At 72.0% G+C, this 25361-nt stretch carries 28 protein-coding genes; 12 read left to right on the top strand and 16 right to left on the bottom strand.

Features of this window, described 5'->3' with window-relative positions; genetic code table 11:
* Positions 1-47 precede the first annotated feature (47 nt).
* Positions 48-1706 carry an acyl-CoA dehydrogenase family protein gene (locus D3105_RS06355; RefSeq protein WP_118900809.1) on the top strand — a complete coding sequence of 553 codons (1659 nt, stop codon included), beginning with the start codon at positions 48-50 and terminating at the stop codon, positions 1704-1706.
* Between the two features lie 9 nt (positions 1707-1715).
* Here D3105_RS06355 and D3105_RS06360 read toward each other — a convergent pair whose 3' ends face one another.
* Positions 1716-2489 (bottom strand): TioE family transcriptional regulator, encoded by a 774-nt coding sequence (locus D3105_RS06360; protein ID WP_118900811.1) that lies wholly within the window; start codon positions 2487-2489, stop codon positions 1716-1718.
* A 58-nt stretch (positions 2490-2547) separates the two neighbouring features.
* Here D3105_RS06360 and D3105_RS06365 point away from each other — a divergent pair, with 58 nt between their 5' ends.
* From D3105_RS06365 to D3105_RS06400, 8 genes are all read left to right on the top strand, one after another.
* A complete protein-coding gene (locus D3105_RS06365; RefSeq protein ID WP_118900814.1) occupies positions 2548-3747 on the top strand; it encodes an erythromycin esterase family protein in 1200 nt (399 codons plus the stop codon).
* Between the two features lie 105 nt (positions 3748-3852).
* Entirely contained in the window at positions 3853-4752 is a 900-nt protein-coding gene (locus D3105_RS06370; RefSeq protein ID WP_118900816.1) for an LLM class F420-dependent oxidoreductase, read from the top strand.
* Positions 4753-5014: 262 nt separating this feature from the next.
* A complete protein-coding gene (locus D3105_RS06375) occupies positions 5015-5776 on the top strand; it encodes a DeoR/GlpR family DNA-binding transcription regulator (RefSeq protein WP_030586134.1) in 762 nt (253 codons plus the stop codon).
* A 96-nt stretch (positions 5777-5872) separates the two neighbouring features.
* Entirely contained in the window at positions 5873-7240 is a 1368-nt protein-coding gene (locus tag D3105_RS06380; protein ID WP_118900818.1) for an ABC transporter substrate-binding protein, read from the top strand.
* Positions 7237-8199: a carbohydrate ABC transporter permease gene (locus tag D3105_RS06385; protein WP_118900820.1), complete on the top strand. Its 963-nt coding sequence runs from the start codon at positions 7237-7239 to the stop codon at positions 8197-8199. The genes D3105_RS06380 and D3105_RS06385 overlap by 4 nt, the downstream gene beginning before the upstream one ends.
* Positions 8196-9080 (top strand): carbohydrate ABC transporter permease, encoded by an 885-nt coding sequence (locus D3105_RS06390; RefSeq protein ID WP_010059202.1) that lies wholly within the window; start codon positions 8196-8198, stop codon positions 9078-9080. Before D3105_RS06385 ends, D3105_RS06390 begins: the two co-directional genes overlap by 4 nt.
* Complete coding sequence (locus tag D3105_RS06395; protein WP_118900822.1) at positions 9077-10066, top strand: zinc-dependent alcohol dehydrogenase family protein; 990 nt, start codon at positions 9077-9079, stop codon at positions 10064-10066. The genes D3105_RS06390 and D3105_RS06395 overlap by 4 nt, the downstream gene beginning before the upstream one ends.
* Positions 10063-11001: a PfkB family carbohydrate kinase gene (locus D3105_RS06400; RefSeq protein WP_118900824.1), complete on the top strand. Its 939-nt coding sequence runs from the start codon at positions 10063-10065 to the stop codon at positions 10999-11001. Before D3105_RS06395 ends, D3105_RS06400 begins: the two co-directional genes overlap by 4 nt.
* Positions 11002-11364: 363 nt before the next feature.
* Here D3105_RS06400 and D3105_RS06405 read toward each other — a convergent pair whose 3' ends face one another.
* The 5 genes from D3105_RS06405 to D3105_RS06425 all read right to left on the bottom strand — a co-directional run bounded on the left by D3105_RS06405 (position 11365) and on the right by D3105_RS06425 (position 14274).
* Entirely contained in the window at positions 11365-11751 is a 387-nt protein-coding gene (locus D3105_RS06405) for a VOC family protein (protein ID WP_118900826.1), read from the bottom strand.
* Between the two features lie 51 nt (positions 11752-11802).
* The gene (locus D3105_RS06410; RefSeq protein WP_118900828.1) at positions 11803-12231 is read right to left on the bottom strand and encodes a DUF4190 domain-containing protein; all 429 of its coding nucleotides are present in this window, start codon (positions 12229-12231) and stop codon (positions 11803-11805) included.
* A 73-nt stretch (positions 12232-12304) separates the two neighbouring features.
* Entirely contained in the window at positions 12305-12871 is a 567-nt protein-coding gene (locus D3105_RS06415) for an FABP family protein (protein ID WP_118900830.1), read from the bottom strand.
* 145 nt (positions 12872-13016) lie between these two features.
* A complete protein-coding gene (locus tag D3105_RS06420; protein ID WP_118900832.1) occupies positions 13017-13235 on the bottom strand; it encodes an MbtH family protein in 219 nt (72 codons plus the stop codon).
* A gap of 139 nt (positions 13236-13374) precedes the next feature.
* Positions 13375-14274: a siderophore-interacting protein gene (locus D3105_RS06425; protein WP_118900834.1), complete on the bottom strand. Its 900-nt coding sequence runs from the start codon at positions 14272-14274 to the stop codon at positions 13375-13377.
* 654 nt (positions 14275-14928) lie between these two features.
* Here D3105_RS06425 and D3105_RS06435 point away from each other — a divergent pair.
* A complete protein-coding gene (locus D3105_RS06435; protein ID WP_118900836.1) occupies positions 14929-15957 on the top strand; it encodes a S66 family peptidase in 1029 nt (342 codons plus the stop codon).
* A gap of 31 nt (positions 15958-15988) precedes the next feature.
* Here D3105_RS06435 and D3105_RS06440 read toward each other — a convergent pair whose 3' ends face one another.
* The 3 genes from D3105_RS06440 to D3105_RS06450 form a co-directional block, all read right to left on the bottom strand.
* On the bottom strand, positions 15989-16552 hold the full coding sequence (locus tag D3105_RS06440; protein ID WP_118900838.1) for a type 1 glutamine amidotransferase domain-containing protein: 564 nt from the start codon (positions 16550-16552) through the stop codon (positions 15989-15991).
* 76 nt (positions 16553-16628) lie between these two features.
* Positions 16629-17720 (bottom strand): glutamate--cysteine ligase 2, encoded by a 1092-nt coding sequence (locus D3105_RS06445; RefSeq protein ID WP_118900840.1) that lies wholly within the window; start codon positions 17718-17720, stop codon positions 16629-16631.
* Between the two features lie 27 nt (positions 17721-17747).
* Positions 17748-17975 (bottom strand): DUF5133 domain-containing protein, encoded by a 228-nt coding sequence (locus tag D3105_RS06450; RefSeq protein ID WP_098017184.1) that lies wholly within the window; start codon positions 17973-17975, stop codon positions 17748-17750.
* A 358-nt stretch (positions 17976-18333) separates the two neighbouring features.
* Here D3105_RS06450 and D3105_RS06455 point away from each other — a divergent pair, with 358 nt between their 5' ends.
* Positions 18334-18582, top strand: coding sequence for a hypothetical protein (locus D3105_RS06455; RefSeq protein ID WP_118900843.1), 249 nt, complete (start codon positions 18334-18336; stop codon positions 18580-18582).
* An 85-nt stretch (positions 18583-18667) separates the two neighbouring features.
* Here D3105_RS06455 and D3105_RS35705 read toward each other — a convergent pair whose 3' ends face one another.
* Entirely contained in the window at positions 18668-18796 is a 129-nt protein-coding gene (locus tag D3105_RS35705) for an LPFR motif small protein (protein WP_003964321.1), read from the bottom strand.
* A gap of 254 nt (positions 18797-19050) precedes the next feature.
* Here D3105_RS35705 and D3105_RS06460 point away from each other — a divergent pair, with 254 nt between their 5' ends.
* Positions 19051-20526: an MFS transporter gene (locus tag D3105_RS06460; RefSeq protein ID WP_118900845.1), complete on the top strand. Its 1476-nt coding sequence runs from the start codon at positions 19051-19053 to the stop codon at positions 20524-20526.
* A gap of 72 nt (positions 20527-20598) precedes the next feature.
* Here the strand turns inward: D3105_RS06460 and D3105_RS06465 are convergent, their stop codons facing one another.
* The 6 genes from D3105_RS06465 to D3105_RS06490 form a co-directional block, all read right to left on the bottom strand.
* On the bottom strand, positions 20599-20802 hold the full coding sequence (locus tag D3105_RS06465; RefSeq protein ID WP_003964323.1) for a cold-shock protein: 204 nt from the start codon (positions 20800-20802) through the stop codon (positions 20599-20601).
* A gap of 247 nt (positions 20803-21049) precedes the next feature.
* Positions 21050-21448, bottom strand: coding sequence for a DUF6221 family protein (locus D3105_RS06470; RefSeq protein WP_030717551.1), 399 nt, complete (start codon positions 21446-21448; stop codon positions 21050-21052).
* Between the two features lie 95 nt (positions 21449-21543).
* Entirely contained in the window at positions 21544-22008 is a 465-nt protein-coding gene (locus D3105_RS06475; protein ID WP_118900847.1) for a VOC family protein, read from the bottom strand.
* A 3-nt stretch (positions 22009-22011) separates the two neighbouring features.
* A complete protein-coding gene (locus D3105_RS06480; RefSeq protein WP_118900849.1) occupies positions 22012-23691 on the bottom strand; it encodes an MFS transporter in 1680 nt (559 codons plus the stop codon).
* Positions 23692-23819: 128 nt separating this feature from the next.
* Positions 23820-24836 (bottom strand): NAD(P)/FAD-dependent oxidoreductase, encoded by a 1017-nt coding sequence (locus tag D3105_RS06485; protein WP_118900851.1) that lies wholly within the window; start codon positions 24834-24836, stop codon positions 23820-23822.
* The gene (locus D3105_RS06490; RefSeq protein WP_118900853.1) at positions 24833-25360 is read right to left on the bottom strand and encodes an isoprenylcysteine carboxyl methyltransferase family protein; all 528 of its coding nucleotides are present in this window, start codon (positions 25358-25360) and stop codon (positions 24833-24835) included. The genes D3105_RS06485 and D3105_RS06490 overlap by 4 nt, the downstream gene beginning before the upstream one ends.
* Position 25361 lies beyond the last annotated feature (1 nt).

The raw sequence follows: 25361 nt of genomic DNA on the forward strand, positions 1-25361 counted from the left end.
CACCCGGTGTGCCCCACCCCGCCGTCCCGCCTCCCGGAGGAGATCCGATGTCCACGCCCACCGCACCCCGCAGCAACCCGACCGCCGAGACGCACAAGGTGACCAATCAGGCGCCGCCGCTCACCGGTCACGACGCCGCCGACGACACGGTGCTGCTCGAAGGGGTGCGCCGCGAGGGTGCCGAGTGGCATCTGGAGGAGCTGCACCGCTTCGGGCGGTACGTCGGCGGCGAGGAGGCGCAGCACTGGGCCGACCAGGCCAACCGGCACGAGCCGGAGCTGCGCACCCACGACCGTTTCGGCCACCGGATCGACGAGGTCGAGTTCCACCCGGCGTACCACGCGCTGATGGACGCCTCGGTGAGCGCGGGGCTGGCGGGTGCCGCCTGGGCCGACGAGCGGCCCGGGGCCCATGTCGCCCGGGCCGGCGGCTTCATGCTGGCCACGATGCTGGAGCAGGGGCACCTGTGCCCGGTCTCGATGACGTACGCCGTCGTCCCGGCGCTGCGCCGCTCCCCCGATCTCGCGAAGACGTACGAGCCGCTGCTGACCAGCCGGGTGTACGAGCCCGGGCTCAGCACCCCAACGGCGAAGCGCGGTCTGCTCGCCGGGATGGGGATGACGGAGAAGCAGGGCGGCACCGATGTGCGCGCCAACACCACGGCCGCCGTGGAGCAGGCCGACGGCACCTGGCGGCTGCGCGGGCACAAGTGGTTCACGAGTGCGCCGATGAACGACCTCTTCCTGGTGCTCGCCCAGTCGCCCGGCGGCCTGTCGTGCTTCCTCGTGCCGCGTGTACTGGCGGACGGGAGCCGGAACACCTTCCGCATCCAGCGGCTCAAGGACAAGCTCGGCAACCGGTCCAACGCGTCGAGCGAGCCGGAGTTCGACGACACCGTGGCCTGGCTCGTCGGTGACGAGGGCAAGGGCGTGCGCACCATCATCGACATGGTGACGATGACCAGGCTCGACTGTGTGCTCGGCTCGGCCGCCGGCACCCGTGCCGCGCTCGCGCAGGCGGCCCACCACGCGCGCCACCGCTCGGTGTTCGGCGTCGAGCTGATCGACCAGCCCCTGATGCGCAACGTCCTGGCGGATCTGTCCCTGGAGTCCGAGGCCGCCACGACCCTGGCCCTGCGCCTGGCGGGGGCCGCCGACCGCGCCCACCGGGGCGACGCCGGGGAACGCGCCTTCCTCCGCCTGGCCACCGCCATCGGCAAGTACTGGGTGTGCAAGCGGCAGCCCGTCGCGGTCGCCGAGGCGTTGGAGTGCCTCGGCGGCAACGGCTACGACGAGGCGTCCGGCATGCCCCGGCTGTACCGCGAGGCCCCGCTCAACGGCATCTGGGAGGGCTCCGGCAATGTCAACGCCCTCGACATGCTGCGGGCGTTGACGCGGGAACCCGAGTCCCTGGAGGCCCTGAGCGCCGAGATCGGGGCGGCCGCCGGGGCGGACGCGCGGCTCGACGCGGCCTGGCGGGAGCTGCGGGCCGAGCTGGCCCGCCCCGAGGATGCGCAGCTCCGCGCCCGCCGGGTCGTCGAACGGGCCGCACTCGTCCTCCAGGGCTCGCTGCTGGTGCGCCATGCTCCGGCGGCGGTGGCCGACGCGTTCTGCGCGTCCCGCCTCGCCGGGGACCAGGGGCTCGCGTTCGGCACCCTTCCGGCGGGCACGGACTTCGCGGCCCTGCTGGGGCGGCTGCCCGCCTGACCGAACCGCTCACGTGCTGTGCGGCCGGTGCGGGCCCCGCGCCCGCGCCGGCGTTTCACGTTCGCGGAGGTAGGCGTCCAGCTCGCCGGCCCCGGCCAGCATCGCGCGCCCGCGGGCGGCCAGCCGGGCGTGCCAGTCGTCCAGTGCGGCGGCGAGCGGCTCCGGACCGCCGGCCGCCCGCACCTGGGCGATGAGCGGTGCGATCTGCTCCAGGCGGTAGCCGCCGCGCCGGAGTTGGTGGGCCAGTGCGGCGTCCCGTACATCGGCCGCCTCGTACACCCGGTATCCGGTCCGCGGGTCGCGGCGCGGGGTCACGAGCCCGGCGCGCTCCCACGTGCGCAGCGTGGCGGGCCTGATGCCCAGCTTTCCCGCCAGGGGTCCGACGAACATCGCGCCGGGGCCCGCCCCGTCGTCGAGGGCGGGCACGGCTCCGGGCCTCAGGTCGCGGAGGGCCCTTTCGACGGCGTCCAGCGTCCTGCGGTCCTCCAGGAGCTGGGCGTGGCTCCCGTCGATGAGACGGAGCGCCTCGGCCGACTCGTCGCGGTTCACCGCCCGCATGATCGCCGTCGCGGTCGCGTGCCCATGGCCGGGGACCAGGGCGAGAAAGGTCCCCAGGGCGTCCGCGTGCAGCGGTGTGTAGGTGCGGTAACCGTGGGCGGTGCGCCCGGCGGCCGGGAGGATGCCCGCCGCTTCGTAGTTCCTCACGGCCTGGGTCGACAGACCGTGCCGACGGGCCAGGTCGACGGGGCGCAGGCGACCTGCTGTTTGAGGGTTTTTCCCCATGCTCCCGAGGATATCGCGCAGAAGTTTCCACCGAGGGTTCAACGATACGGTTGAAGCCATGGCAGACGACATCAAGGACATCGCCCACGCCGTCGAGGCGGCCTCCGTCATGCGGCTGTTCGCCTCCCCGCCCCGGATGCTGGCCCTGGGCGAGCCCACCCACGGGGTGGACGCCCCGCTCCGCCTGCGCAACGCGCTCTTCCGCCAGCTGGTCGAGCAGGAGGGGTACCGGACCATCGCCGTCGAGAGCGACTGCGTGGCGGGGCTCTTGGTGGACGACTACGTGACGTCGGGCGCGGGCGCGCTGGACGACGTACTGGAGCGGGGGTTCAGCCACGGTCTCGGGGCGTCCGCCGCCAGTCGTGAACTGGTGTGCTGGATGCGCGCGTTCAACGACGGCCGGCCCGCGTCCGACCAGGTCCGGTTCGCCGGCTTCGACGGTCCGCTGGAGATGGCCTGGGCCGCGAGCCCCCGGGAGACCCTCACTTCGCTCCACCGCACGCTCACCGACCACGTGGACCCGGGGCTGATTCCCTGCACCGCCGAGACGCTCGACCGCCTGCTCGGCCCCGACGACCGGTGGACCGACCCCGCGGCGATGCTGGATCCGTCCGCGTCCCTCGGGCGCTCGGCCGAGGCCGGGGAACTGCGGCTGCTCGCCGACGATCTGGGCGCGCTGCTCCACGCCTGGGCACCGCACCTGATCGCGGCGACCTCACGGGACGCGTTCGACCGGGCGCGGCTCCGGGCGCGGGCCGCCTCGGGGCTGCTGCGGTACCACCGCTGGATGGCCGACGCCTCGCCGAGCCGGCTGGCACGGCTGACGGGCCTGCGGGACCAGATGATGGCCGACAATCTCCTCGCGCTCGCGGAGCGGGGGCCGGTTCTGGTCCACGCCCACAACAGTCATCTCCAGCGCGACATCAGCTCGATGCGGATGGGCGGGCAGCGGCTGGAGTGGTGGAGCGCGGGGGCCGTCGTGCACACCCGTCTGGGCGAGGAGTACGCCTTTCTGGCCACCGCGTTCGGCACGATGCGCCACCAGGGCGTCGGCACTCCGCCGCCGGACACCCTCGAAGGTGCCCTGTACGCGCTCCCGGCCGACACCTGCCTGGTGGATGCCTCCGACTCGGCCGCGGCCCTCGCCGCCACGGGCCCCGTACGGCGCACGTCGCCGTACTTCGGTTATGCCCCGCTCGACCCGGCGCACCTGGCCCGCCTCGACGGGATCGTGTTCATGAAGGACGTCCCCGAGTGACTGAGACCGCACGTCACGGCCCCGGCGGGATCGGCCCCGCACATCCGGTCGGGTGAAAGGCCGTTCCGGCAGGAATAGCCGGGCCAGGCCGTTGTTGATCACACCATGACTTCTGAGACGAACGGATCGGGCAGCACCTTCGGACGCGTGGGGATCTGGAGCGGCGCCCTGCACGCGTCACACGTGGACGACGCGGGCAGGAAGGCGATCGCGGAGGCGCTCGCCGAACTCGACGAACTGGGGTACGGCACCGTCTGGATCGGGGCCAGCCCGACGCCCGGCGACGCCGCGGCCGTCGTGGCCGCCACCCGTTCGATCACCGTGGCCACCGGCATCCTGAGCATCTGGAACCACACGGCGGAGGAGGTGGCGGCCGCGGTGTCGGCGATCGATCCGGACGCGCGCCGCCGCTTCGTCCTCGGACTGGGCGTCAGCCACGGCCCGATGACGCCCCAGTACGCGAAGCCGTACAGCGCGATGGTGGCCTACCTCGACGCGCTCGACGGCGCCGAACCGTCCGTGGGCTCCGGCCACCGGGTCCTGGCGGCTCTCGGGCCGAAGATGCTGAAGCTCGCGGCCGATCGGTCGCTGGGCGCACACCCCTATCTCGTCACCACCGAGCACACCGCGGAGGCCCGTGCGGCGCTCGGCCCCGACGCGCTGCTCGCCCCGGAGCTGACCGCGGTGCTGGACACGGACCTCGACCGGGCCCGCACCACCGCGCGGACCATGCTGGGGATGTATCTCCAACTGCCCAACTACACGGCCAATCTGCTGCGCCTCGGGTTCACGGAAGGCGACTTCGAGGGCGGCGGCAGCGTCCGTCTCCTCGACGCCCTCTTCGCGCTGGGCGACGCGGAGCAGGTGACGCGCCGGACGCGGGAGTACCTCGACGCGGGCGCGGACCATGTCGCGTTGCAGGTCCTCACCGCCGAGGAGGGCGGCGCCGGCCTGCCGCGCGCCGAATGGCGTCTCCTGGCCGAGGCGTTCGGCTCCGAACTCTGACGGTCGGCACACCCCCGTCCCGCGCTTCGGGCGCCATTCGGGCAGCGGACACGGGAAAGCGGGCGGCCCGGACAGCCGACACGGCGGCCGTCCGGGCCTGACCAGCACGAACACCCGCGGAAAGCGGGCACGAACGGGCCGAGGGGATTCGGTGAAGCGGCTGGTCGTGGCCCCTGGACTGCTTGTACAAACGACACATGAGCCCGAACGGACATGCGGGCTCCGCCCGAAACGGGCGCAGCAGCGACCAGGGAAGTGCGCCGTGGACACCGAGGAACGCCGTCGGGGAATTCTGGACACGGCCCGGCGGGAGGGGTCGGTCGGGGTGAACGCCCTCGCGGACCTGTTCAAGGTGGCCAAGGAGACCGTCCGCCGCGATCTGCACGTACTGGAGGAGCACGGGCTCGTCCGCAGGACCCATGGGGGCGCCTACCCGGTGGAGTCGGCCGGATTCGAGACGACGCTCGCCGTCCGCACCACCCGAAACGTTCCGCAGAAGTCGCGTATCGCGGCCGCGGCGGCCGATCTCCTCGGTGACGCCGAGACGGTCTTCGTCGACGAGGGCTTCACCCCGCAGCTCGTCGCCGAGGCGCTTCCCCAGGACAGGCCTCTGACCGTGGTCACCGCGTCCCTGGCCGTCGCCACCTCCCTCGCCGCGGTCGAGAAGACCTCGGTGCTGCTGCTGGGCGGCCGGGTCCGCGGTTCGACGATGGCGACCGTCGACCACTGGGCCTCCCGGATGCTCTCGGAATTCGTGATCGACCTGGCGTACGTCGGGGCCAACGGCATCTCCCGCGAGTACGGCCTCACCACCCCGGACCCCGCCGTCGCCGAGGTCAAGGCGCAGGCGTTGCGCAGCTCGCGGCGGAGGGTCTTCGCCGGGATCCACAGCAAGTTCGGTGCGGTGAGCTTCTGCCGGTTCGCCGGGGTCGGTGACTTCGAGGCGATCGTCACCGACGCCGGACTCCCCTCGGCCGAGGCCCAGCGCTACTCCCTCCTCGGCCCTCAGGTCATCCGCGTCTGACCGTCCCCACCACCGCTCCCCCCGTCCGCCGGGGCGTGGTTCGCCATGCCCGCATCCACCCGATCACCGAGCCGCTACGACTGATCAGGAGCCCCCATGCCTCATCCAGGACGCCGCCGCCGACCACGTATGCGGGGGCGGACGTGTGCCGTGACCGCCGCACTGGCCCTGCTCGCCACCGGCTGCGCCGGAGCGGGCGGGACCTCCTTCGGGGGCGGCGACGCGCTGAACGTACTGATGGTCAACAACCCGCAGATGGTCGAACTGCAGAAGCTGACCGCGAAGCACTTCACGAAGGAGACCGGCATCAAGGTCCACTTCACGGTGCTGCCCGAGAACGACGTACGCGACAAGATCAGCCAGGACTTCTCCAACCAGGCCGGTCAGTACGACGTCGCCACCATCAGCAACTTCGAACTGCCGTTCTTCGCGAAGAACGGCTGGCTGCACCCCCTCGACGACTACGCGAACGCCGACACGGCCTTCGACCAGGAGGACATCCTGGCGCCGCTGCGGGACTCGCTGACCGCCGAGGACGGCAAGCTCTACGCCCAGCCCTTCTACGGCGAGTCGTCCTTCCTGATGTACCGCAAGGACGTCTTCGAGAAGCAGGGCCTGACCATGCCCGAGAAGCCGACGTGGGAGCAGGTGGCGAAGCTCGCCGAGCAGACGGACGGCGCGGAGCGCGGGATGAAGGGCATCTGTCTGCGCGGGCTGCCCGGCTGGGGCGAGGTGATCGCCCCGCTGACCACCGTCGTCAACACGATGGGCGGCACCTGGTTCACCGAGGACTGGGAACCGCGCCTGACGGCACCGGAGTTCAAGAAGGCGACGAAGTTCTACGTCGATCTCGTGCGCGAACACGGAGAGCTGGGCGCGCCGCAGTCCGGGTACGCCGAGTGCCTGAACAACATGACGCAGGGCAAGACCGCCATGTGGTACGACGCCACGGCGGGCGCCGGTTCCCTGGAGGCGAAGGGCTCCCCGGTGAAGGGGAAGATCGGGTACGTCCCCGCCCCCGTCGAGCAGACCAAGAGCTCGGGCTGGCTCTACACCTGGGCCTGGGGGCTGCAGAAGGCGTCCAAGAAGTCCGACGACGCCTGGAAGTTCGTCTCCTGGGCCTCCAGCAAGGAGTACGAGGAGCTCGTCGGCGCCACCAGCGGCTGGTCCAACGTCCCCGCGGGCAAAAGGGCTTCCACCTACGCCAACCCCGACTACCGGGCGGAGGCAGGGGCGTTCGCCGATGTCACCGAGCGGGCGATCTCCGAGGCCGACCCGAAGAACCCGGGTACCCAGCCCCGCCCGACGGCGGGCATCCAGTTCGTCGGCGTACCGGAGTTCACCGATCTGGGCACCCGGGTGGCCCAGGAGATCAGCGCCGCCATCGCGGGCCGCCAGTCGGTGGACGCCGCGCTCGCCGCCTCCCAGAAGCTGGCCGAGAAGGTCGCGGAGGAGTACCGATGACCGTCACCGCAACCAGAGAAGCCACTGCCTCTCCGCAAGCTCCGGCGAAGAAGCCGGGCGGCGACCGGCGGCGCGCCTGGGCGACCCGCGCGCCTCTGCTGCCCGCGCTGATCTTCCTGATCGCCGTCACCCAACTGCCCTTCGTGGCAACGCTGGTGATCTCGCTCTTCGACTGGAACTCCCTCAAGCCGGAGAAGCGCCACTTCACCGGTCTGTCCAACTACGCGTCCGTCTTCACCGACGAGGCATTGCGCGAGTCGGTCGTGACCACCGTCGTCCTGACCGCGACGGTCGTGATCGTCAGCGTCGTGCTGGGGCTCGTCTTCGCGCTGCTCCTGGACCGTACGTTCTTCGGCCGAGGGTTCGTGCGCACCCTGCTGATCACCCCGTTCCTGCTGGTGCCGGTCTCGGCGGCGCTGCTGTGGAAGCACGCCCTCTACAACCCGGAGTACGGGCTGTTCAACGGCGTCCTCACCTGGTTCGGCGAGCTGTTCGGCATCGAGTCGATCGCGCAGCCGGAGTGGACGTCCGAGATGCCGCTGATCGCCATCGAGGCGTCGCTCGTGTGGCAGTGGACGCCGTTCATGATGCTGATCCTGCTCGCCGGGCTGCAGAGCCGGCCGGCCGAGATCATCGAGGCCGCGCGGCTGGACGGGGCCGGGCCCTGGCAGATCTTCCGCCATCTGACCCTGCCGCATCTGCGCCGCTACCTCGAACTCGGCATCCTGCTCGGGTCGGTGTACATCGTGCAGAACTTCGACGCGGTGTTCACGATCACCTCCGGCGGTCTGGGCACCGCCAACCTCCCGTACACCGTCTACGAGACCTTCTACCGGGCCCATGAGTACGGGCTGGCGTCGGCGGCGGGCGTGGTCGTGGTGATCGGCACGATCATCATCGCCACCTTCGCTCTCCGGGTGGTCTCCTCCCTCTTCCGTGAGGAGGCGAGCCGCGCATGAGCGCCTCGACCGCGACTTCCCCGTCCGTCACGTCCTCCGCCACCGGACCCGAGCGCAAGGCCCGTCGGCGCTCCGCGGCTCTGGGCGTGGTCGCCTGGGTCGTTGGCATCGGCTTCTGCCTGCCGGCCCTGTGGATGGTGCTGACGTCCTTCCACGCGGAGGCCGACGCGGCGACCAACCCGCCGTCGCTCGCCGCCGCCCTGACCCTGGACGGCTACCGCACGTTCTTCGGCGGCGGGGGCGGCCCGACGCCGTGGCCCCCGCTGGTGAACTCGCTTGCGGCCTCGTTCTTCTCGACCGTGCTGGTGCTGCTGCTCGCGCTGCCCGCCGCGTACGCGCTCTCCATCCGGCGGGTGCGCAAGTGGACGGACGTGATGTTCTTCTTCCTGTCCACCAAGATGCTGCCCGTCGTCGCCGGGCTGCTGCCGGTGTACCTGTTCGCGAAGAACACGGGGCTGCTGGACAACATCTGGCTGCTGGTCCTGCTCTACACCTCGATGAACCTGCCGATCGCGGTGTGGATGATGCAGTCCTTCCTCGCGGACGTGCCCGTCTCCATCATCGAGGCGGCGCAGGTCGACGGGGCCCGGCTGCCGACGGTGCTGCGCCGGGTCGTCGCCCCGGTCGCCGGCCCCGGGATCGCCGCGACCGCCCTGATCTGCTTCATCTTCAGCTGGAACGAGCTGTTGTTCGCACGGGTGCTGACCGGCGTGGTCGCCGGGACCGCCCCCGTCCATCTGACCACCTTCGTCACCAGCCAGGGACTCTTCCTCGCCCAGCTGTGCGCGGCGTCCGTGGTCGTGTCCCTGCCGGTGCTCGTCGCCGGCTACGCCGCCCAGGACAAACTCGTCCAGGGCCTCTCGCTGGGAGCAGTCAAATGAGGGCAGCCATCGTCGAAGCCGTCGGCAAGGTCTCCGTGACCACCGTCCCGGACCCCACGCCCGGCCCGCGTGACGTGGTCGTGAAGGTGGCGTCGTGCGGGCTGTGCGGCACCGATCTCCACATCCTCCAGGGCGAGTTCGCGCCGACGCTGCCGATCGTCCCGGGTCATGAGTTCGCCGGGGAGGTCGTGGGGCTCGGTGCGGACGTCACCGAACTGTCCGTCGGCGACAAGGTGGCCGTGGACCCCTCGTTGCACTGTCACGAGTGCCGCTACTGCCGCTCCGGCCGGGGCAACCTCTGCGACAACTGGGCGGCGATCGGGGTCACCGTGCCCGGGGGCGCGGCCGAGTACGCGGTGGCGCCCGTCGCCAACTGCGTACGCCTGCCGGAGCACATCGACGTCCGGGACGCGGCGCTCATCGAGCCGCTGTCCTGCGCGGTGCGCGGTTACGACGTCCTCAACGGCAACCTCGGTGCCCAGGTGCTGATCTACGGGTCCGGGACCATGGGGCTGATGATGCTGGAGCTGGCCAAGCGCACCGGCGCGGCGTCGGTGGACATGCTGGACGTGAACCCGCAGCGCCTGGCCACCGCGACGACGCTCGGCTGCACCGGATCGGCGGCCCGCGCCGAGGAGCTGGACCGCCCGGGCGGCTGGGACGTCGTCATCGACGCCACCGGCAACGCCGCCGCGATCCAGGACGGGCTGGGGAGGGTCGCCAAGGGCGGGACGTTCCTCCAGTTCGGCGTCTCGGACTACGCCACGACCGCGGTGATCGAGCCGTACAGGATCTACAACCAGGAGATCACCATCACCGGGTCGATGGCGGTCCTGCACAGTTACGAGCGGGCCGCCGCGCTCTTCGCGAGCGGGGTGCTGGACGCGTCGGTGTTCATCAGCGACCGGCTGCCGCTGGAGCAGTACCCGCAGGCGATCGAGCGCTTCCGGGCGGGGATCGGCCGCAAGATCGTGGTGGAGCCGTGACGGACACCTCGCCCCCGGGCCCCGGCCCGGGTCCCCGCTCGGTCCTGGTGCTCGGCGAGGCACTGGTGGATCTGGTGCCGGCCGGAGAGGACGCCGCGGTACGGGTGGCCCAGCCGGGCGGCGCTCCGGCGAACGTCGCGGTCGGTCTGGCCCGTCTCGGCGGGCGGCCGTCCTTCGTGGGCGGGCTCGGCGACGACGCCTTCGGGAGCCGCATCGAGGCGTGGCTGACCGGGGCGGGCGTCGATCTCTCGCTGAGCGCCCGCCCGCCGCTGCCCACGGCGCTCGCGGTGGCCGACCCGGGTGACCACGGGAACACGTACCGCTTCCATCTCGGGCACACGGCGACCTTCGCACTGCCCGACCGCACCGCGGAGGTGTCGCGTTTCGGCGCGGTGTACGTGGGCGGGCTCGCCGCGGTCGTCGAGCCGGCGGAGGAGGTCGTGGCCGCCACCGCCCGGGCGGCCGCGCGGAGCGGTGTGCTCGCGGTGGACCCCAATGTGCGCGAGGACCGCACCCTGGACCCCGTACGGAGCCATGTGCGGCTACGCGAGCTGTGCGCGCTCGCGCGGGTCGTGAAGGCGAGCGACGAGGATCTGGTACGGCTGTGGCCGGACGCGGAGCCGGAGGCGAGCTGCCGGAGGCTCGCCGGGCAGGGGCGGCTGGTGGTGCTGACCCGGGGTGCGCGGGGCGCCACCGCGTTCGTCCAGGACGCCCCGGCGATCTCCGTCCCGGCCCTCGCGGTGCGGGTGGTGAACACCATCGGCGCGGGTGACGCGTTTATGGCGGGAATGCTGGCCTGGCTCGGGGCGGAGACCGGGTGGCGGACCGAGCTGTCCGGTGCGGAGGCGCGGGCGATGCTGGAATACGCGGCCGCGACGGCCGCCTCGGTCTGCGCCAGGGCGGGAACGGAACCCACGGCCCCGCTTGGGGTGTGAAGCGGGCGCCCACCGGGCATCAGGAGGTGGACCCGAGTTCCGCACGGCCCCTCCCCCGGCCCACGGAAACCGCCGCGGCCCCACCGGATCGGAAGTCCGGTGGGGCCGCGGCGTCGTCTCAGCTCTGCGGCCGCCTGCCGTGGTTCGCGGCGTTCTTGCGGCGGGCCTTCTTCTTACGACGTCGCTTCGAGGACATCGAACCCTCCTTTTCTGCTCGGTGCTCCATTGCGGACGGTCCAACGGGCGGGGTCACCCGGTGATCACCCGGCCGCCTACCCACCCACACCGTGGCAAACACCCGGTGCGCGTGCAACCGGCGGTGCGGTGCCGGGCGGGGGTGGACTGATGTGCGGAGACCGCCGGTCAGGGCCGGTAGCGCAGGGGGTGGTCGTCGGGCACCTCGACGACGGCGATCCGCACCCCGTCGGGGTCCTCGATCCACATCTCGACCAGCCCCCAGGGCTCGCGTTTCGGCGGTCGCAGGACGGTGACGCCCTTCGCCCGCAGTTCCTCGTGGGCGGCCTCGGCGTCGTCGACCTGGAGCCAGATCCGGATGGCCGACGAGGGCGGCTCATCGCCCCGGCCGGAGACCTCCAAAAATCCGCCGCCGAGGAAGTAGACCGTGCCGCGCTCGGGGCCCGCACCGAATTCACGGTAGACGGCGAGGCCCAGGGCGTCGCCGTAGAAGGCGCGGGAACGGTCGGGGTCGGTGGGGTGGAGCAGGATCCTGCTGCCCAGTACATGCACCATGGGCCGAGCGTACGCCGCCGCCCCGCGGGGCGGCGGCTCCCGCGGGACCGGTCAGTTCGTCAGTTCGTCGATGAAGTCCTCCGTGCACCGGTCCTCGGCGGCCCTCCCGTTGGCCTGGTTCATGCAGTCCTCGAAGTTTCGGAACTCCGGGGAGTCGAACACGGAGACGGCCACCACGAGGACGATCGCCGATCCGATGAGCCCCAGCGCGCCGAAGGCCGCGCCGACTATGGCCATCACCCGGCGCGGTGCGCGGCCCTGGCGGGTGCGGAGCGCGGCGATGATGCCGAAGACGACGGCGAGGAGGCCGAGGAGAAGTCCGCCGACGACGGTCCAGAAGAACAGGCAGGCGAGGAGGCCGAGCACCAGGGCGGCGACGGCGAAGCCGTTCGACCGGGCCGGCGGCTGACCGCCGTAGGCGTCGTGGTCGGCCGCGGGCGGCGCCGAGTACGGGGAATCCGGGTACGAGGGAAGGGACATCGGGAGGGTGCTCCTGTTCTCCTGGCTTCCCGTCCACCTGCCCCGTGGCCCGGCCGCCATGCCGCAGTTTCGGTCACGCTCCGGCAACTACCTGCACTGTTCGACGGAGGTCGGCCGACAGGTGGTGCTGGAGCGGTCGGCCGACCGCGGCGAGGTCGTGGGCGAAGGCGAGCGTGTCCGGGTCGGTCAGGGTGTACCGGCGGCGGGTGGCGTCGACCTGCTTGGCGGTCGGGGTGAGGGAGACCTGTTCGGTGGCGAGGTCGACGGCGCCGTCGCGGACATGGCCGGACAGGATCTCCGCGATGCCGGTGGGCTGGGTGATCAGGGCTTCCACCCGGCCGTCCGGCTGCAGCCGCCACCAGCCGGTCTCCCGGGCGGACGGCCGCAGGGGGTTCCCGTCCGCGTCGAGCAGCCAGGCCCGGGCCTCGTACGCGAGGAAGGGCCGCCCGTCGTGGCTGAACGTGACCTCCTGCGCATACGTGAAGTCCGCCTCCAGCGTGGGGTACCCGCCGCTCCCCGTGCCCCGCCAGGTGCCGAGGAATCCGGTCACCGGGGCGAGCAGGGGGTGCGGTGCGGGGGAAGCGTCGGTGCTCAGCGCGTCGGGGAAGGGAAAGGGGACGTCGCGGACGGGGTGGTTCATGCTGGGGTGCGCTCCTGAATCCGTCGGGGCCGGTGCCGGGTCGCAGCCTAGGGGGTGTCCGGTCACGGTGCCGCGAGCTCGCCGATGGCCCCGCACGCGGGGTGCGGGGCCACTGGACAGGCGGGGCCGAGTCCGGTGCCGAGTCTCAGATGGGGTCGGACACCGTGCTCTCGATCAGGCTCTTGGGCCGCAGGTCGGTCCAGTTCTGCTCGACATAGTTCAGGCAGGCCTGACGGGTGTCCTCCGGGTGCGCCACTGTCCATCCGGAGGGCACCTCGGCGAACGCCGGCCACAAGGAGTGCTGCCCCTCGTCGTTGACGAGCACCAGGTAGGTGCCGTCCTCGTCATCGAACGGATTGGTCACCGCATGCTCCTCAACTTTAGGCAAGGCTTCCTTTACTTGACCGAATGTGACCCTACCCGTCCCCTCCCGGATGACTCGCCGGATTCCCCAACTCACTTTCCTCAATGGCGACTTGTCCGTCGCATCGAGGAGGTGACGATCAGAGGCCGAGGTCGCTGAGGCGCGCCTCGTACCGGATGGTGAGGTCCTCGGTGTCACCACCCGTCGCGGGGTTGTCCCAGAGGGCCTCCAGCTCGGAGCGCACGGCGTCGGGCAGGGCTTCGTACCGCTCGGACCAGGTGTCCGAGTTCGGTATCCAGTAGCCGACGACCTTGAAGCGCTCGGCCGGGAGCCCCAGCTCGCGCCGGAGGTAGCGGCGCACGGCGCGCAGGGCGTTGGTCTCCCCGGCCACCCAGACGTACCCGCCCGCGAGGTCCGCGCCGGGCGGGACGGAGGCGGCGACCAGGTCGGCCAGACGGCTCGGGCCGTGGCCGTTTCCCCCGTAGGTCCAGGTCACCCTGGAGTCGGCCGGCTCGCGCAGCGGCAGCACGGCCGAGGGGTCGGGCGCCTCCAGGACCGCCCGGGTCCGGACATGCTCCGGGGTGTTCTCCAGCAGCCGGGCGGCGGCGGGCAGGCCGGTCTGGTCGGCGACCAGCACCTGCCAGGAGAGGTCGTCCGGAGGGCTGTAGAGCCCGGTGGGGTCGTTGACGCCCACGACGTCGCCGGGACGCGCCTCGGCGGCCCAGCCGGACGCCACACCGCCCTCGTGCAGCACGAAGTCGATGTCGACCTCGCCCGCCTCCGGGCGCACGGCACGGATCGTGTACGTGCGCATCGGCGCGACGGGCCGCCCCTCGGGGGTCTCCCAGCCCCCCTGCTCGGTGGTCCGGGGCAGGGAGACGTCGGTGCGGTCCGGGCCGTGCGGGAGGAAGATCCGCACGTACTCGTCGCCGACCCCGGTGGTCCGGAAGCCCGCAAGGCCCTCTCCGTGGAGGGTGACGCGGGTCATGCTCGGGGTGAGCGGCTGCACTCGGGCGACGACGGCTCGGTGGATCGTCATGGACACTGCCCCTTCGTACGCGTGGTCGGCCTGAGCGCCTCGCCCGCGGGGACGAGAGAACCGAATTGGCTTAGGCCAGCCTAACCTTCCGCGCGCAGCGGTTCGAGACGGCCTCGATCGTGGACCGCGGTCGGCGGCGCACGCCCGGTCCCCGCCGTCCGGCGGAGGAGCCCGGCGACATCCCTCTCGCGCGTCTGCCGATCCGAAGCCGGCCGGAACCGCGAGCGTCCATGAACCGGCGCGGACCCGCTGTGCGTTCAGCCCCGACGACAACATCCGTTTCACGATCGACGCCGAGGCGGCGCCCTGCTCCCGGCCGCTTCCGGGGCTGCCCCAGGGGCCGCCACCGACGCTCGGGGCATGGTGAGCTTCCGTCACGTCGTCGCCGCCACGGGGCAGATCGCCGCGGCGAACCCGGGTGGACCGCCTGGTCACCGGGCCGGCTCGGGTTCTCGTGGGGCGTGGCGGACATCGGCCCCGGGAAGACCGACGAGCAGGGAACGTCACCGCTCCGAGGGTGGGGACCTGCAAGGCGCCCGCGCCCTTCGCTCCGGCCGCCCGGGGCGGCTTCACGGTCCGCCACGCCGGACTGCCCCCCGCAGCCCGCCGAAATGCGCTGACCCGGCACGGGCGGGTTGTGCCAAGCTCTTACGCATGTCAGTTCGATACCCGCGCCCCTTGCGTCCCGGTGACCGCGTCGGCGTCACCTCCCCTTCGAGCGGAGTGCCCGGGGAGCTGCGTGAGCGGCTCGCCGTGGCGGTGCGCGATGTGGAGGCGCGGGGGTACGAGGTCGTCGTCGGCCGGTGCATGGACGGCTCCGGGCACGTCAGCGCGCCCGCAGCCGAGCGGGCGGCCGAGCTGACGGCGATGCTGACGGACCCCGGCATCCGGGCCGTGGTGCCGCCGTGGGGCGGGGAGACCGCCATCGACCTGCTGCCGCTGATCGACTGGCAGGCGGTGCGGGCGGCGGAGCCGACGTGGGTGGTGGGCTATTCGGACATGTCGACCGTGATGACGCCGCTGACCCTGCTCACCGGGGTGGCGACCGTGCACGGGAACAACCTCATGGACACCCCGTACCGCGTGCCGGACGGACTGCTGTCCTGGTTCGACGTCGTCGCCGCCCCACCGGGCCACCGTTTCACCCAGATCCCGCCGGAACGGCACCGGGCCTCGGGCTGGGACGACTGGGCGGCGCACCCCGACTCCCGTACGCTCACGCTCGACGTCCCGGGCCGGTGGACCCGACTGGACGGCAGCGGCGACGTGGACGTCGAGGGGCGGCTGATCGGCGGCTGCATCGAGATGCTGTGCAACCTCACCGGGACGCCTTATCTCGATGCCTCGGCGTTCGCCCGGACCCACGCCGCGGAGGGGCTTCTCGTGTACGTGGAGGCCGCCGGCGACGACGCGTTCGCCATCTGCCGCTATCTGCACGGGATGCGGCTGGCCGGGTTCTTCGACGCCGCGAACGCCGTGCTCGTAGGCCGGACAGCGGCACCGGGGACCGCTTCGCTCACCCAGCACGAGGCCGTGCTGGACGCACTCGGACCGCTGAACGTGCCGATCGTCGCCGACATCGAGTGCGGCCATGTGCCGCCGTACCTGCCCCTCGTCAACGGGGCGCGGTGCCGGGTCGTGCACACCGCCACCCGCAGCGAGGTGACGCAGACGCTGGACTGAGGGCCGAGCCCCCTCGCCAGGGGCGGCCGCCTCAGCCCTCGGCGAGCACGGCGTCGATCTCGCCGAGGAAGTCGTCCAGGTCTCCGGGGTTCCGGGAGGTGATCAGCGGCCACCCCTCGGCGTCGTCGCGGACCACCGGCTTGTCGACCCAGGTGCCGCCCGCGTTGGTGATGTCGGTCCGCAGCGAGGCGTACGAGGTCAGCGTCTTGCCGCGGACGTAGCCACCCTCGACCAGTGCCCACGGCCCGTGGCAGATGGCGGCCACCGGCCGGCCGGAGGCGGCGAACGAGCTGACGATCCGGGTGGTGGCGTCCTCCAGCCGCAGCGAGTCGGCGTTGAGTGTGCCGCCCGGGACCAGGAGGAGGTCGTACGCGGCGGGGTCGACGTCGTCGAGTGTGAGGTCGGGCCGCACGGTCTGGCCGGGATCGCGGTCGCCGATGAGGGTGCGGATCGTGTCGGAGGAGACCGCCGCCACGCTGACCTGCGCCCCGTGGTCGCGCAGGTGCTTCACGGGGACGACGAGTTCGTCCTGCTCGACGCCGTAATTGGTGACGACAGCCAGGATCCGGCGGTCGTCGAGAGCGGTGGTGGACATGGACTGCTCCGTTCCTGCGATGTCAGATGTTCGGCTGTTCATGCGGTCGTCCCGCCGTGGCGGGGCCCGCGGGGGCTCATCCGGCCGTGATGCGGACGCATTCGGCCACCGTGTCCCGCAGGCTGCCGGTCCGCGCGAGGGTCTCGCGCTGGATCCGTGCCCCGTTCCCGCGCCGGACCACGGTGGCCACGGCCTTCTCCGCGGCTTCCAGGTCGCCGCTGTCCTCCAGGGCGTCCCGCACATGGTCCAGCAGGGCCGCGAGGACATCGGGCGCGGGCTCCGGCCGCCAGGTCCGGGGGTGGACCAGCCGGCCCTCCAGGCCCGAGCGGCCCGCCTGCCAGGAGGCCGCCCGCAGCAAGGACGTACCGGCCCCCGGCGGCGGCTCACCGGCCCGCCACTCCCGGGCGGCCGTCTCCACCAGTCCCCGTACCAGAGTGGCCAGCAGCACGGTGTCGGCCGGGTCCAGGCAGACGTCCGCGATCCTGACCTCCACCGTGGGGTAGCGGTGCGAGAGGCGGGCGTCGAAGTAGACCATCCCCTCGTCCTTGAGCACTCCGGTGGCGACCAGGGACCGCACGCACGCGTGGTACGCCTCGGCGGACCCGTGGACGTCCACCGGGCCGGCCGAGGGCCACCGCCCCCACACCTGGCTGCGGTAGCTGCTGTACTGGCTGTCCTGCCCCTGCCAGAACGGCGAGTTGGCGCTCAGGGCGAGCAGGACGGGCAGCCAGCAGCGCACCCGGTCGAGCACGGCGACGCCCTCCTCGTCCGAGGCCACCGAGACGTGGACGTGGCAGCCGCAGGTCAGCTGCTCCTGGGCGGTGAGACCGAAGCGCTCCGCCATCCACCGGTACCGCTCCCCCGTGCCGATCTTCGGGCTGACGGGGAGCGGAGAGGTCGCCAGGGCCGCGACCGACGCTCCGGCGTCGGCGGCATGCTGGATCGCCTGGCCACGCCACCGGTGGACCGATTCGGCGAGTTCGCCCATGTCCGCGCAAGGGTGCGTCGAGAACTCCAGTTGCTGGCGGTGCAGCTCCGCCTCGAAGGGCGACTCCCCGGCCGTGTCCTTCTCGGCGATCGCCAGCACCGCCGAGGACAGCGCCCGGGCCTCGCCGCTGTCCTCGTCGACCAGCAGCAGTTCTTCTTCGACTCCCACCGTGCGGACCACGGGGCCTCTCCTTCGACGCTCGGCAGGTCAGGCGGACAGGACGGAGTCGTCCTCGGGGCGGGCGCCGGGCAACCGGTGGCGGGCGGCGACCAGCGCGCTGTCCACGTCGCTCGTGCCGGTCGACACGCACAGCGTGTACGCCACGTCGTCCATCCGCTGCCGGGCCTCCTGGCCGCCGTTCTCCGCGTGCAGCACACGCAGGGCCTCATACTGCTCGATCAGATTGCGCAGCACCGTGGGGTGGGCCATCAGCATGCGGGGCTTCCTTCCGCGGGGTCGATCGGGTGATGTCGCGACCGAGTAGGGGCGACATCCTGCCCGGATGGGGCATCGCCCCGGGTACCCACGCCCGGGCAGGTCACACTCCGCGGACGCCGCTTCCACCGCCGACTCGCGCGGCACGTGCCGGACCGGTGGCCCGGAGCTCCCAATATGGCCGGACCACACGGGCCCCGCACCTTCTCATCCGCCTCCCCGGAGCGTGGCGCGGGAGGCCGCGCCCCTGTGTCCCCCGCCTCATCGGATCGGGTGACTGCTTCGCCCGGCAGCGGGTACCCACCTGGGCGCATCACTCCTCCCCGGGCGCTCCGGGGCCGTACGGAAGGAAGCTCTCATGACCGACCGCAGGCCGAAAGGCACCGCCTACACCGGGGCTTCCGGCAGCCCGCCCCCCGTACCGGCGGACATGCCGGACCAGCAGAACCAGGAGGGCGAGGACGCTCTCGACATACCGGTGCCGGACCGGGTGGCCCGCCAGAACGACGGGCCCGCGCTGGACGAGGCGGGCGCCGGCCGGAACGAGCCGCGCAACGCGGGCGCGCACCCGGAGGAGCACCCCGCCCCGGACGAGGCGACGGGCTGACCTGCCTCCTCCGCCCCCGCACGACGCCACGACATGCTGGTGCCCCGGCCCTCCGGAGGGCCGGGGCACCGGCATGTCGTGGCGTTCAGTGGTGTCCACGCGCGCTGCTCGACGCGCCTCCGAACAGCCGGGCCAGCGCCCGGAAGGGCAACGTGACCACGGTCGCGATGGCTCCTCCGATGGAGCGAAGCACGTCCGCGATGGCCTTCAGCATGGGTCTGCCCTCCGTTCTCGCTCCCAGAGGTTTCCAGGGGCGTTGGGTTCGCGAGCCACCGCGTACCCACGGCGCGGCACCCCAATCCCGGATCGCGGCCACCTGACCGGACGGCAGTCGGCGGGAGCAGGAACCGCCCCCCTGCTTCCGCGCGGCCCGCCGCCCCGAACGCTGTTTGTCCGGTTTCATCGCCGGGTACCCGCGCTCCGGCCCGAACCACGAGGCCGGGACGCCGCAGCTGAGGAGTCAGGCGCATGAGCAGAGACGAACCGGTCCTGGGAACGGTCTCGACCCGGGTCCCCGCCCGGCTGGACCGGCTTCCGTGGTCGCGATGGCACTGGATGATCGTGGTCGGCCTCGGGACCGTATGGATCCTCGACGGCCTGGAAGTGACCGTGGTCGGCAACATCGCGAGCCGCCTGTCCGAGGACGGCAGCGGCCTGGCCATCACGGATGCCCAGGTCACCGGTGTCGCGGCCGCGCTGTACGTGGCGGGGGCCTGCTCCGGGGCCCTCTTCTTCGGCCGCCTCACGGACCTCTACGGCCGCAAGAAGCTGTTCCTGATCACTCTGGCCGTCTACCTCGGGGCCACCGCGCTGACCGCGGTCTCCTTCTCGCCCTGGTGGTTCTTCCTCTGCCGCTTCCTCACCGGTTTCGGCATCGGCGGGGAGTACGCCGCCATCAACTCCGCCATCGACGAACTGATCCCGAGCAAGTTCCGCGGCCGGGTCGACCTCATCATCAACGGCAGTTACTGGTTCGGAGCGATGGGCGGCGCCCTGCTGTCGGTCGTCGCCCTGAACACCGACATCTTCCCGAAGGACATCGGCTGGCGGCTCACGTTCGCCCTCGGTGTCGTGCTCGGTCTGGTCATCCTGCTGGTGCGCCGTCATGTACCGGAGAGCCCACGGTGGATGTTCATCCACGGCCACGGGGAAGCGGCCGAGCGTCTCGTCGACGACGTGGAGCGCACCGTCGAGGCGGAGAGGGGGAAGCCGCTCCCCGAGGCCACGACGGAAATCACCATCCGCCAGCGCAGGAGTGTCGGTTTCCTGGAGATCGGCCGGAGCGTCTTCCGGGACCACCCCCGGCGGGCCACGCTCGGCTTCGCCCTCTTCATCGGGCAGGCGTTCCTCTACAACGCCATCACCTTCGGGTTCGGGTCCATCCTGGTGAAGTTCTTCGACGTCTCCAGCGGAACGACCGGGTACTTCTTCGCCGTCATCGCCTTCGGCAATTTCCTCGGGCCCCTCCTGCTCGGGCACCTGTTCGACGTCTGGGGCCGTCGTCCGATGATCTCGGGCACGTACATCCTGTCCGGCGTGCTGCTGTTCGGAACGGCCTGGCTGTTCGGGGCGGGGCTGCTCACCGCCACGACCATGACGCTGTGCTGGTGCGTGGTCCTCTTCTTCGCCTCGGCCGGGGCGAGCTCCGCCTACCTGACGGTCAGCGAGATCTTCCCGATGGAGACGCGCGCGATGTCGATCGCGTTCTTCTACGCCATCGGCACCGCTGCAGGCGGAATCTCCGGACCGCTGCTGTTCGCGAGCCTCACCGAGAGCGGCGTGGTCGCCGACGCGGTCATCGCCTTCTGCGTGGGAGCCACCCTGATGGTGGCGGCAGGCGTGGTCGCGCTCTTCTTCGCGGTGCCCGCCGAGCAGCGCTCGCTGGAGGACATCGCCACCCCCCTGTCGGCCGTGGAGGCCGAGGGCGGCAGCCCGTCCCGCTGACCCATCGGCCCACAACGCCCTGGAGCCCCGGAGCGCGACGCGCTCCGGGGCTCCAGGGTCGGTCAACCCGGATCAGGCGGTGGTGATGTTCTCCGCCTGCGGGCCCTTCTGGCCCTGGGTGATGTCGAAGGTCACCGCCTGGCCTTCCTGGAGCTCACGGAAGCCGGTGGAGTTGATGTTGGAGTAGTGCGCGAAGACGTCGGGGCCGCCGCCGTCCTGCGCGATGAAGCCGAAGCCCTTTTCCGAGTTGAACCACTTGACGGTTCCGCTGGCCATGCCTGTACCTCTCAGCAGTAAACGGATCCGCACCGCGCGGACCCGGAGGTGATCGCCCTGGTTCTCAGGCACTGCACAGCAAAACGCCCGCGCCAGGCGCGGGCAGGTACTGCGAACCACGACATCTGTCGGCGACGCTACACGGCGGGATCACTCCTCACCAGAGAGCAACGCCATTTTGGCGTGGATCACCTTCATGGTCACCGGCTCGTACCACACCGATCACCGTCCGTTCAGGTGGCATCGGCTACTGGATGAACCGGGGCAGCCAACGTGCCTGGTAGTCGGGGTGGCCCGCGTACTCGGCGGCGAGCTGCCGTACGGCGAAGCCCAGGCCCACCGCACGGCCGGAGCGGAAGTCCTCGGCCGGACGGTCGGTGTCCAGGTCGGCCACCTCTTCGTACTCGCCGAGCATGACGCGGTTCGTCTCGATGCGCTCCAGGGTCCGCGCGGGGTTCTGGAGAGCGATGTGCTGGTCGAAGCCCCGGCCCCGCACCGTGAACGCCACCCCGCCGGTGCGGTCGTGGACCTCGCCCGGCACGTCGGCCGGGCACCGCCATCGGTCCCCGCCGGCGGCCAGGGCGACGTGTTCCTCGTCGGCGAGCCGCGCCCGGACGAAGGCCACCATCTCTGCGTTGCCGCCCATGTGGATGCCGCTCCCTTGCGCTGATGGATCACTGCACTCGATACGGGGAGCATTCTGGTGGACCGGACGCGGCGCGATCCACCTTCGCATCCGGTTCACCCCACCGTGTCCCCCGTGTTCGCCCCGTTCCCGGCGGCCCGGTCGGCGAGGAGCTTGTGCAGGGGTTCGGTCTCCCGGCGGCGGTACTCCTGCACCGCCCAGCCGTTGCCGTCCGGGTCGGTGAAGTACATGAAGGTCGCCCCGTCGTCGGAGGTGTACCGCTGCGGCTCGGAGACCTCGACGCCCCGGCCGACGAGTTCGGCGTGCGCGGCGTCGATGTCGGTGACGCAGAGCTGGAGACCGTGGTACGTGCCCGGCTGCGGGGTTCCCGTCGGGTTGGGCAGGCCGTCGGTGAGGGCGATCGAACAGCCGGATCCCGGCGGCGTCAGCTGGACCACGCGGGCGCCCGGCATCACCTCGTCGTCGATGTCGACGTGGAAGCCGAGCTTGTCCCGGTAGAAGTCCCGGGCCCGGTCGACGTCGGTCACGGGAAGCACGATCACTTCGAGGGTCCAGTCCATGGGTCACAGCCCTTTCGTGGGTCGGTCGGTGCCCGGGCCCGGTCCTGGATCGTCCGGGTCGGGCGATGGTACGTCCGGATCGCGCCGGGTCGCTTCCGCGCCGGGCGTCGGTCCGTCCGCCTCGCCGTCGTCCGCCCCCTCCGCGGCGAGCGGCGTCGCGCCGCCCTGGAGGCGGGCCAGGTCGGCGGGCCGGACCTGGATGACGAACAGGGCGACCAGGGCGGCGAGCACGGCGAAGCAGGCCGCGACGACGAAGGCGCTGGAAACACCCGAGGTGAGCACCTCGGCACCCCAGGGCGGTGGCAGCACTTCGGCCCTGCTGAGCTGCTCGTACTGGGCGGGCGACACCTCCTGGCGAATGATCCGCAGCTGTTCGGCCTGCTCGTTGCGGCTGGCCGTGCCGAACGTCGTGACCAGGATCGACAGCCCCAGCGAGCCGCCCACCTGCTGGGTGGCGTTGAGGATGCCGGAGGCGGCGCCCGCCTCCTTCGGGGCGACGCCGGAGACGGCCATCAGGGTCAGCGAGACGAACTGCATGCCCATACCGAAGCCGAACACGAGCATCGGGCCGAGGATCGAGCCGAGGTAGGAGCTGTGGACGTCGGTCAGCGTCAGCCAGCCGAGGCCGATGGCCGCCAGGAGCGCGCCCACCACCATGAAGGGTTTGGGTCCCCAGCGGGGCAGCAGTTGGGAGGTCAGGCCGGCGCTGACCGCGATCACGGCACTGACCGGCAGGAAGGCGAGTCCGGCCCGCAGCGGGCTGAATTCGAGCACGTTCTGCACGAACAGGGTCAGGAAGAAGAACATCCCGAACAGTGCCGCGGCGAGGCTGAGCATCATCGCGTACGACCCGGCGCGGTTGCGGTCGCGGAACATCCACAGCGGCGTGATGGGCTGTTTCGAGCCGCGCTCGATCATGATGAAGACCGCGAGGAGCACGATGGCGGTCGCGAACGAGCCGAGGGTGAGCCCGTCGGTCCAGCCGTCCTCGGAGGCGCGGATGAAGCCGTAGACGAGCAGCACCATGCCGACCGTCGAGGTGAGCGCGCCGAGGACGTCGAAGTGGCCCGGGTGGCGTTCGGACTCCGGGATGAAGCGCGGGGTCGCGAAGGCGATCAGCAGGCCGATCGGGACGTTGACGAACAGGACCCAGCGCCAGTCCAGCCACTCCACCAGCATCCCGCCGGCGAGCAGTCCGATCGCGCTGCCGCCCGCCGAGACACCGGCGAACACCCCGAACGCACGGTTGCGTTCGGGGCCTTCGCGGAAAGTCGTGGTGATCAGCGACAGGGCGGTCGGCGAGGCGATCGCGCCGCCGACGCCCTGGAGGGAGCGGGCGGCCAGCAACTGCCAGCCCTCCTGGGACAGTCCGCCGAGCAGCGAGGCGAAGACGAAGAGGAGCACGCCGAAGATGAAGACCCTGCGGCGGCCGAGGATGTCGCCGAGGCGTCCGCCGAGCAGCAGCAGTCCGCCGAAGGTCAACGTGTACGCGTTGACGACCCAGGAGAGGTTCTCGGTGGAGAACCCCAGGTCCTTCTGCATGTGCGGCAGCGCGATGTTGACGATGGTGACGTCGAGCACGACCATCAGCTGGCACGAGGCGATGACCAGCAGCGCCAGTCCGCTCCGGTGCCGGTCGTGTGCTGTGGCCGTGGGCGTGGGTGTCGCGCGGGAGCCCGTCATGGTGGAGGTCGTCTCTCGTGCCGGGGGCAGTGCCCGGCGTGAGCGCGGGCGATCACCCGACCGACGTTATGCCCGAAATGAGGGGACCGCCATTCGAGCGAGCGGCCTGCCGCACACGCCGTGGCGGCCTACTGGAGCGCGCGGACCGCGGCGCGGAAGACGGCGGGCGCCCGGTGGGCGGCGGCGACGATCAGCCGGCCCGAGGACGGGTGGCCCGCCGCGCTCAGCAGGGCCGCGGTGAGGAGGCGGTAGCGCCGGGTGACCCGCGCCCACTGGCGGGGGTAGTGCTCGGGCCGACCGGCGCTCAGGCAGTCGACCGCGGCCGTCGCGGTGGCGACCGCGAGGGCGATGCCCTCCCCGGTGAGGGCGTCCACGTACCCGGCGGCGTCGCCGACCAGCAGGACGCGCCCGGCCCGTCGGCCCAGCGCCCGCTGGCGCAGCGGACCGGCCCCGCGTACGGGAGTGGCCCCTGGGCCGTCGGCGAGCCGGGCCGCGAGGGTGGGGAAGGCGGCCAGGTGCTGGTCGTAGGGGCGGCGGTCGCGGCTCAGGACGGCCACGCCCACCAGGCGCTCGCCGACCGGGGTCACATACGCCTCGCCGTGCCGGGACCAGTGCACCTCGACGTGGTCCGTCCAGGGGGCGGTCGGGTAGTGGCGGCGCAGCCCGTAGCGTCCGGGGCCGGGGACCGGGTGGTCGAGCCCGAGGGCGCGGCGCAGCGGCGAGTGGAGCCCGTCGGCGGCGATGAGCCAGCGTGCGGTGAGTCCGGCGGCGGTGACGGTGCGCTCGTCCTGCCGGATCTCCCCCACTTTGCGGGTGACGACGCGTACGCCGAGGGCTGCGGCCCGCTCGTGCAGTGCCGCGTGGAGTTCGGTGCGGCGGACGCCCGCGCCGAGGCCGCCCCGGAAGGCCGCTTCCGCGCTGCGTCGGCCGTCCGTGTAGCGGATGCCGCGCAGCTCGTGGCCCTCCACCCGGACGCCGAGGTCGCGCAGGGCCGCGACGCCGCCGGGCATGATGCCCTCGCCGCACGCCTTGTCGACGGGGGTGGTGCGCGGCTCGACCACGACCGTTTCCAGGCCCGTGGAGGCGGCCCGGATCGCCGCGGCAAGTCCGGCCGGTCCGCCGCCCGCGACCAGGACGTCGATCACGCCCGTGCGTCCACGGCCGGGAGGCTGGCAAGCGCCCCGTCCTCGCAGCGGATCCGTACGACCATGAGCGCGGCGTTGAGGGCGGTGAACACCAGGGCGGTCAGCCACGCCCCGTGGACCAGGGGCAGCGCGAGGCCTTCGGCGGCGACGGCGACGTAGTTGGGGTGGCTCAGCCACCGGTAGGGGCCGCCGGTGACCCGGGGCAGGCCGGGGACGACGATGACGCGGGTGTTCCAGCGGGGGCCGAGCGTGCGGATGCACCACCAGCGCAGCGCCTGCGCGGCCACGACGACGGCGACCATCACCCAGCCGAGGACGGGCGGGAAGGGACGTTCGGCGAATCGGACTTCCGCCAGGCAGCCGGCCAGGAGCGCGGTGTGCAGCGCGACCATCGCCGGATAGTGTCCCCGGCCCGATTCGACGCCGCCCCGGGCGAGGCTCCAGCGGGTGTTGCGGCGGGCCACCACGAGTTCGGCGAGGCGCTCGGCGGCGACGGCGAGCACGAGGGCGGTGTACCAGGTCATG

Source organism: Streptomyces globisporus, from assembly GCF_003501885.1.
GTDB classification, from domain to species: domain Bacteria; phylum Actinomycetota; class Actinomycetes; order Streptomycetales; family Streptomycetaceae; genus Streptomyces; species Streptomyces globisporus_D.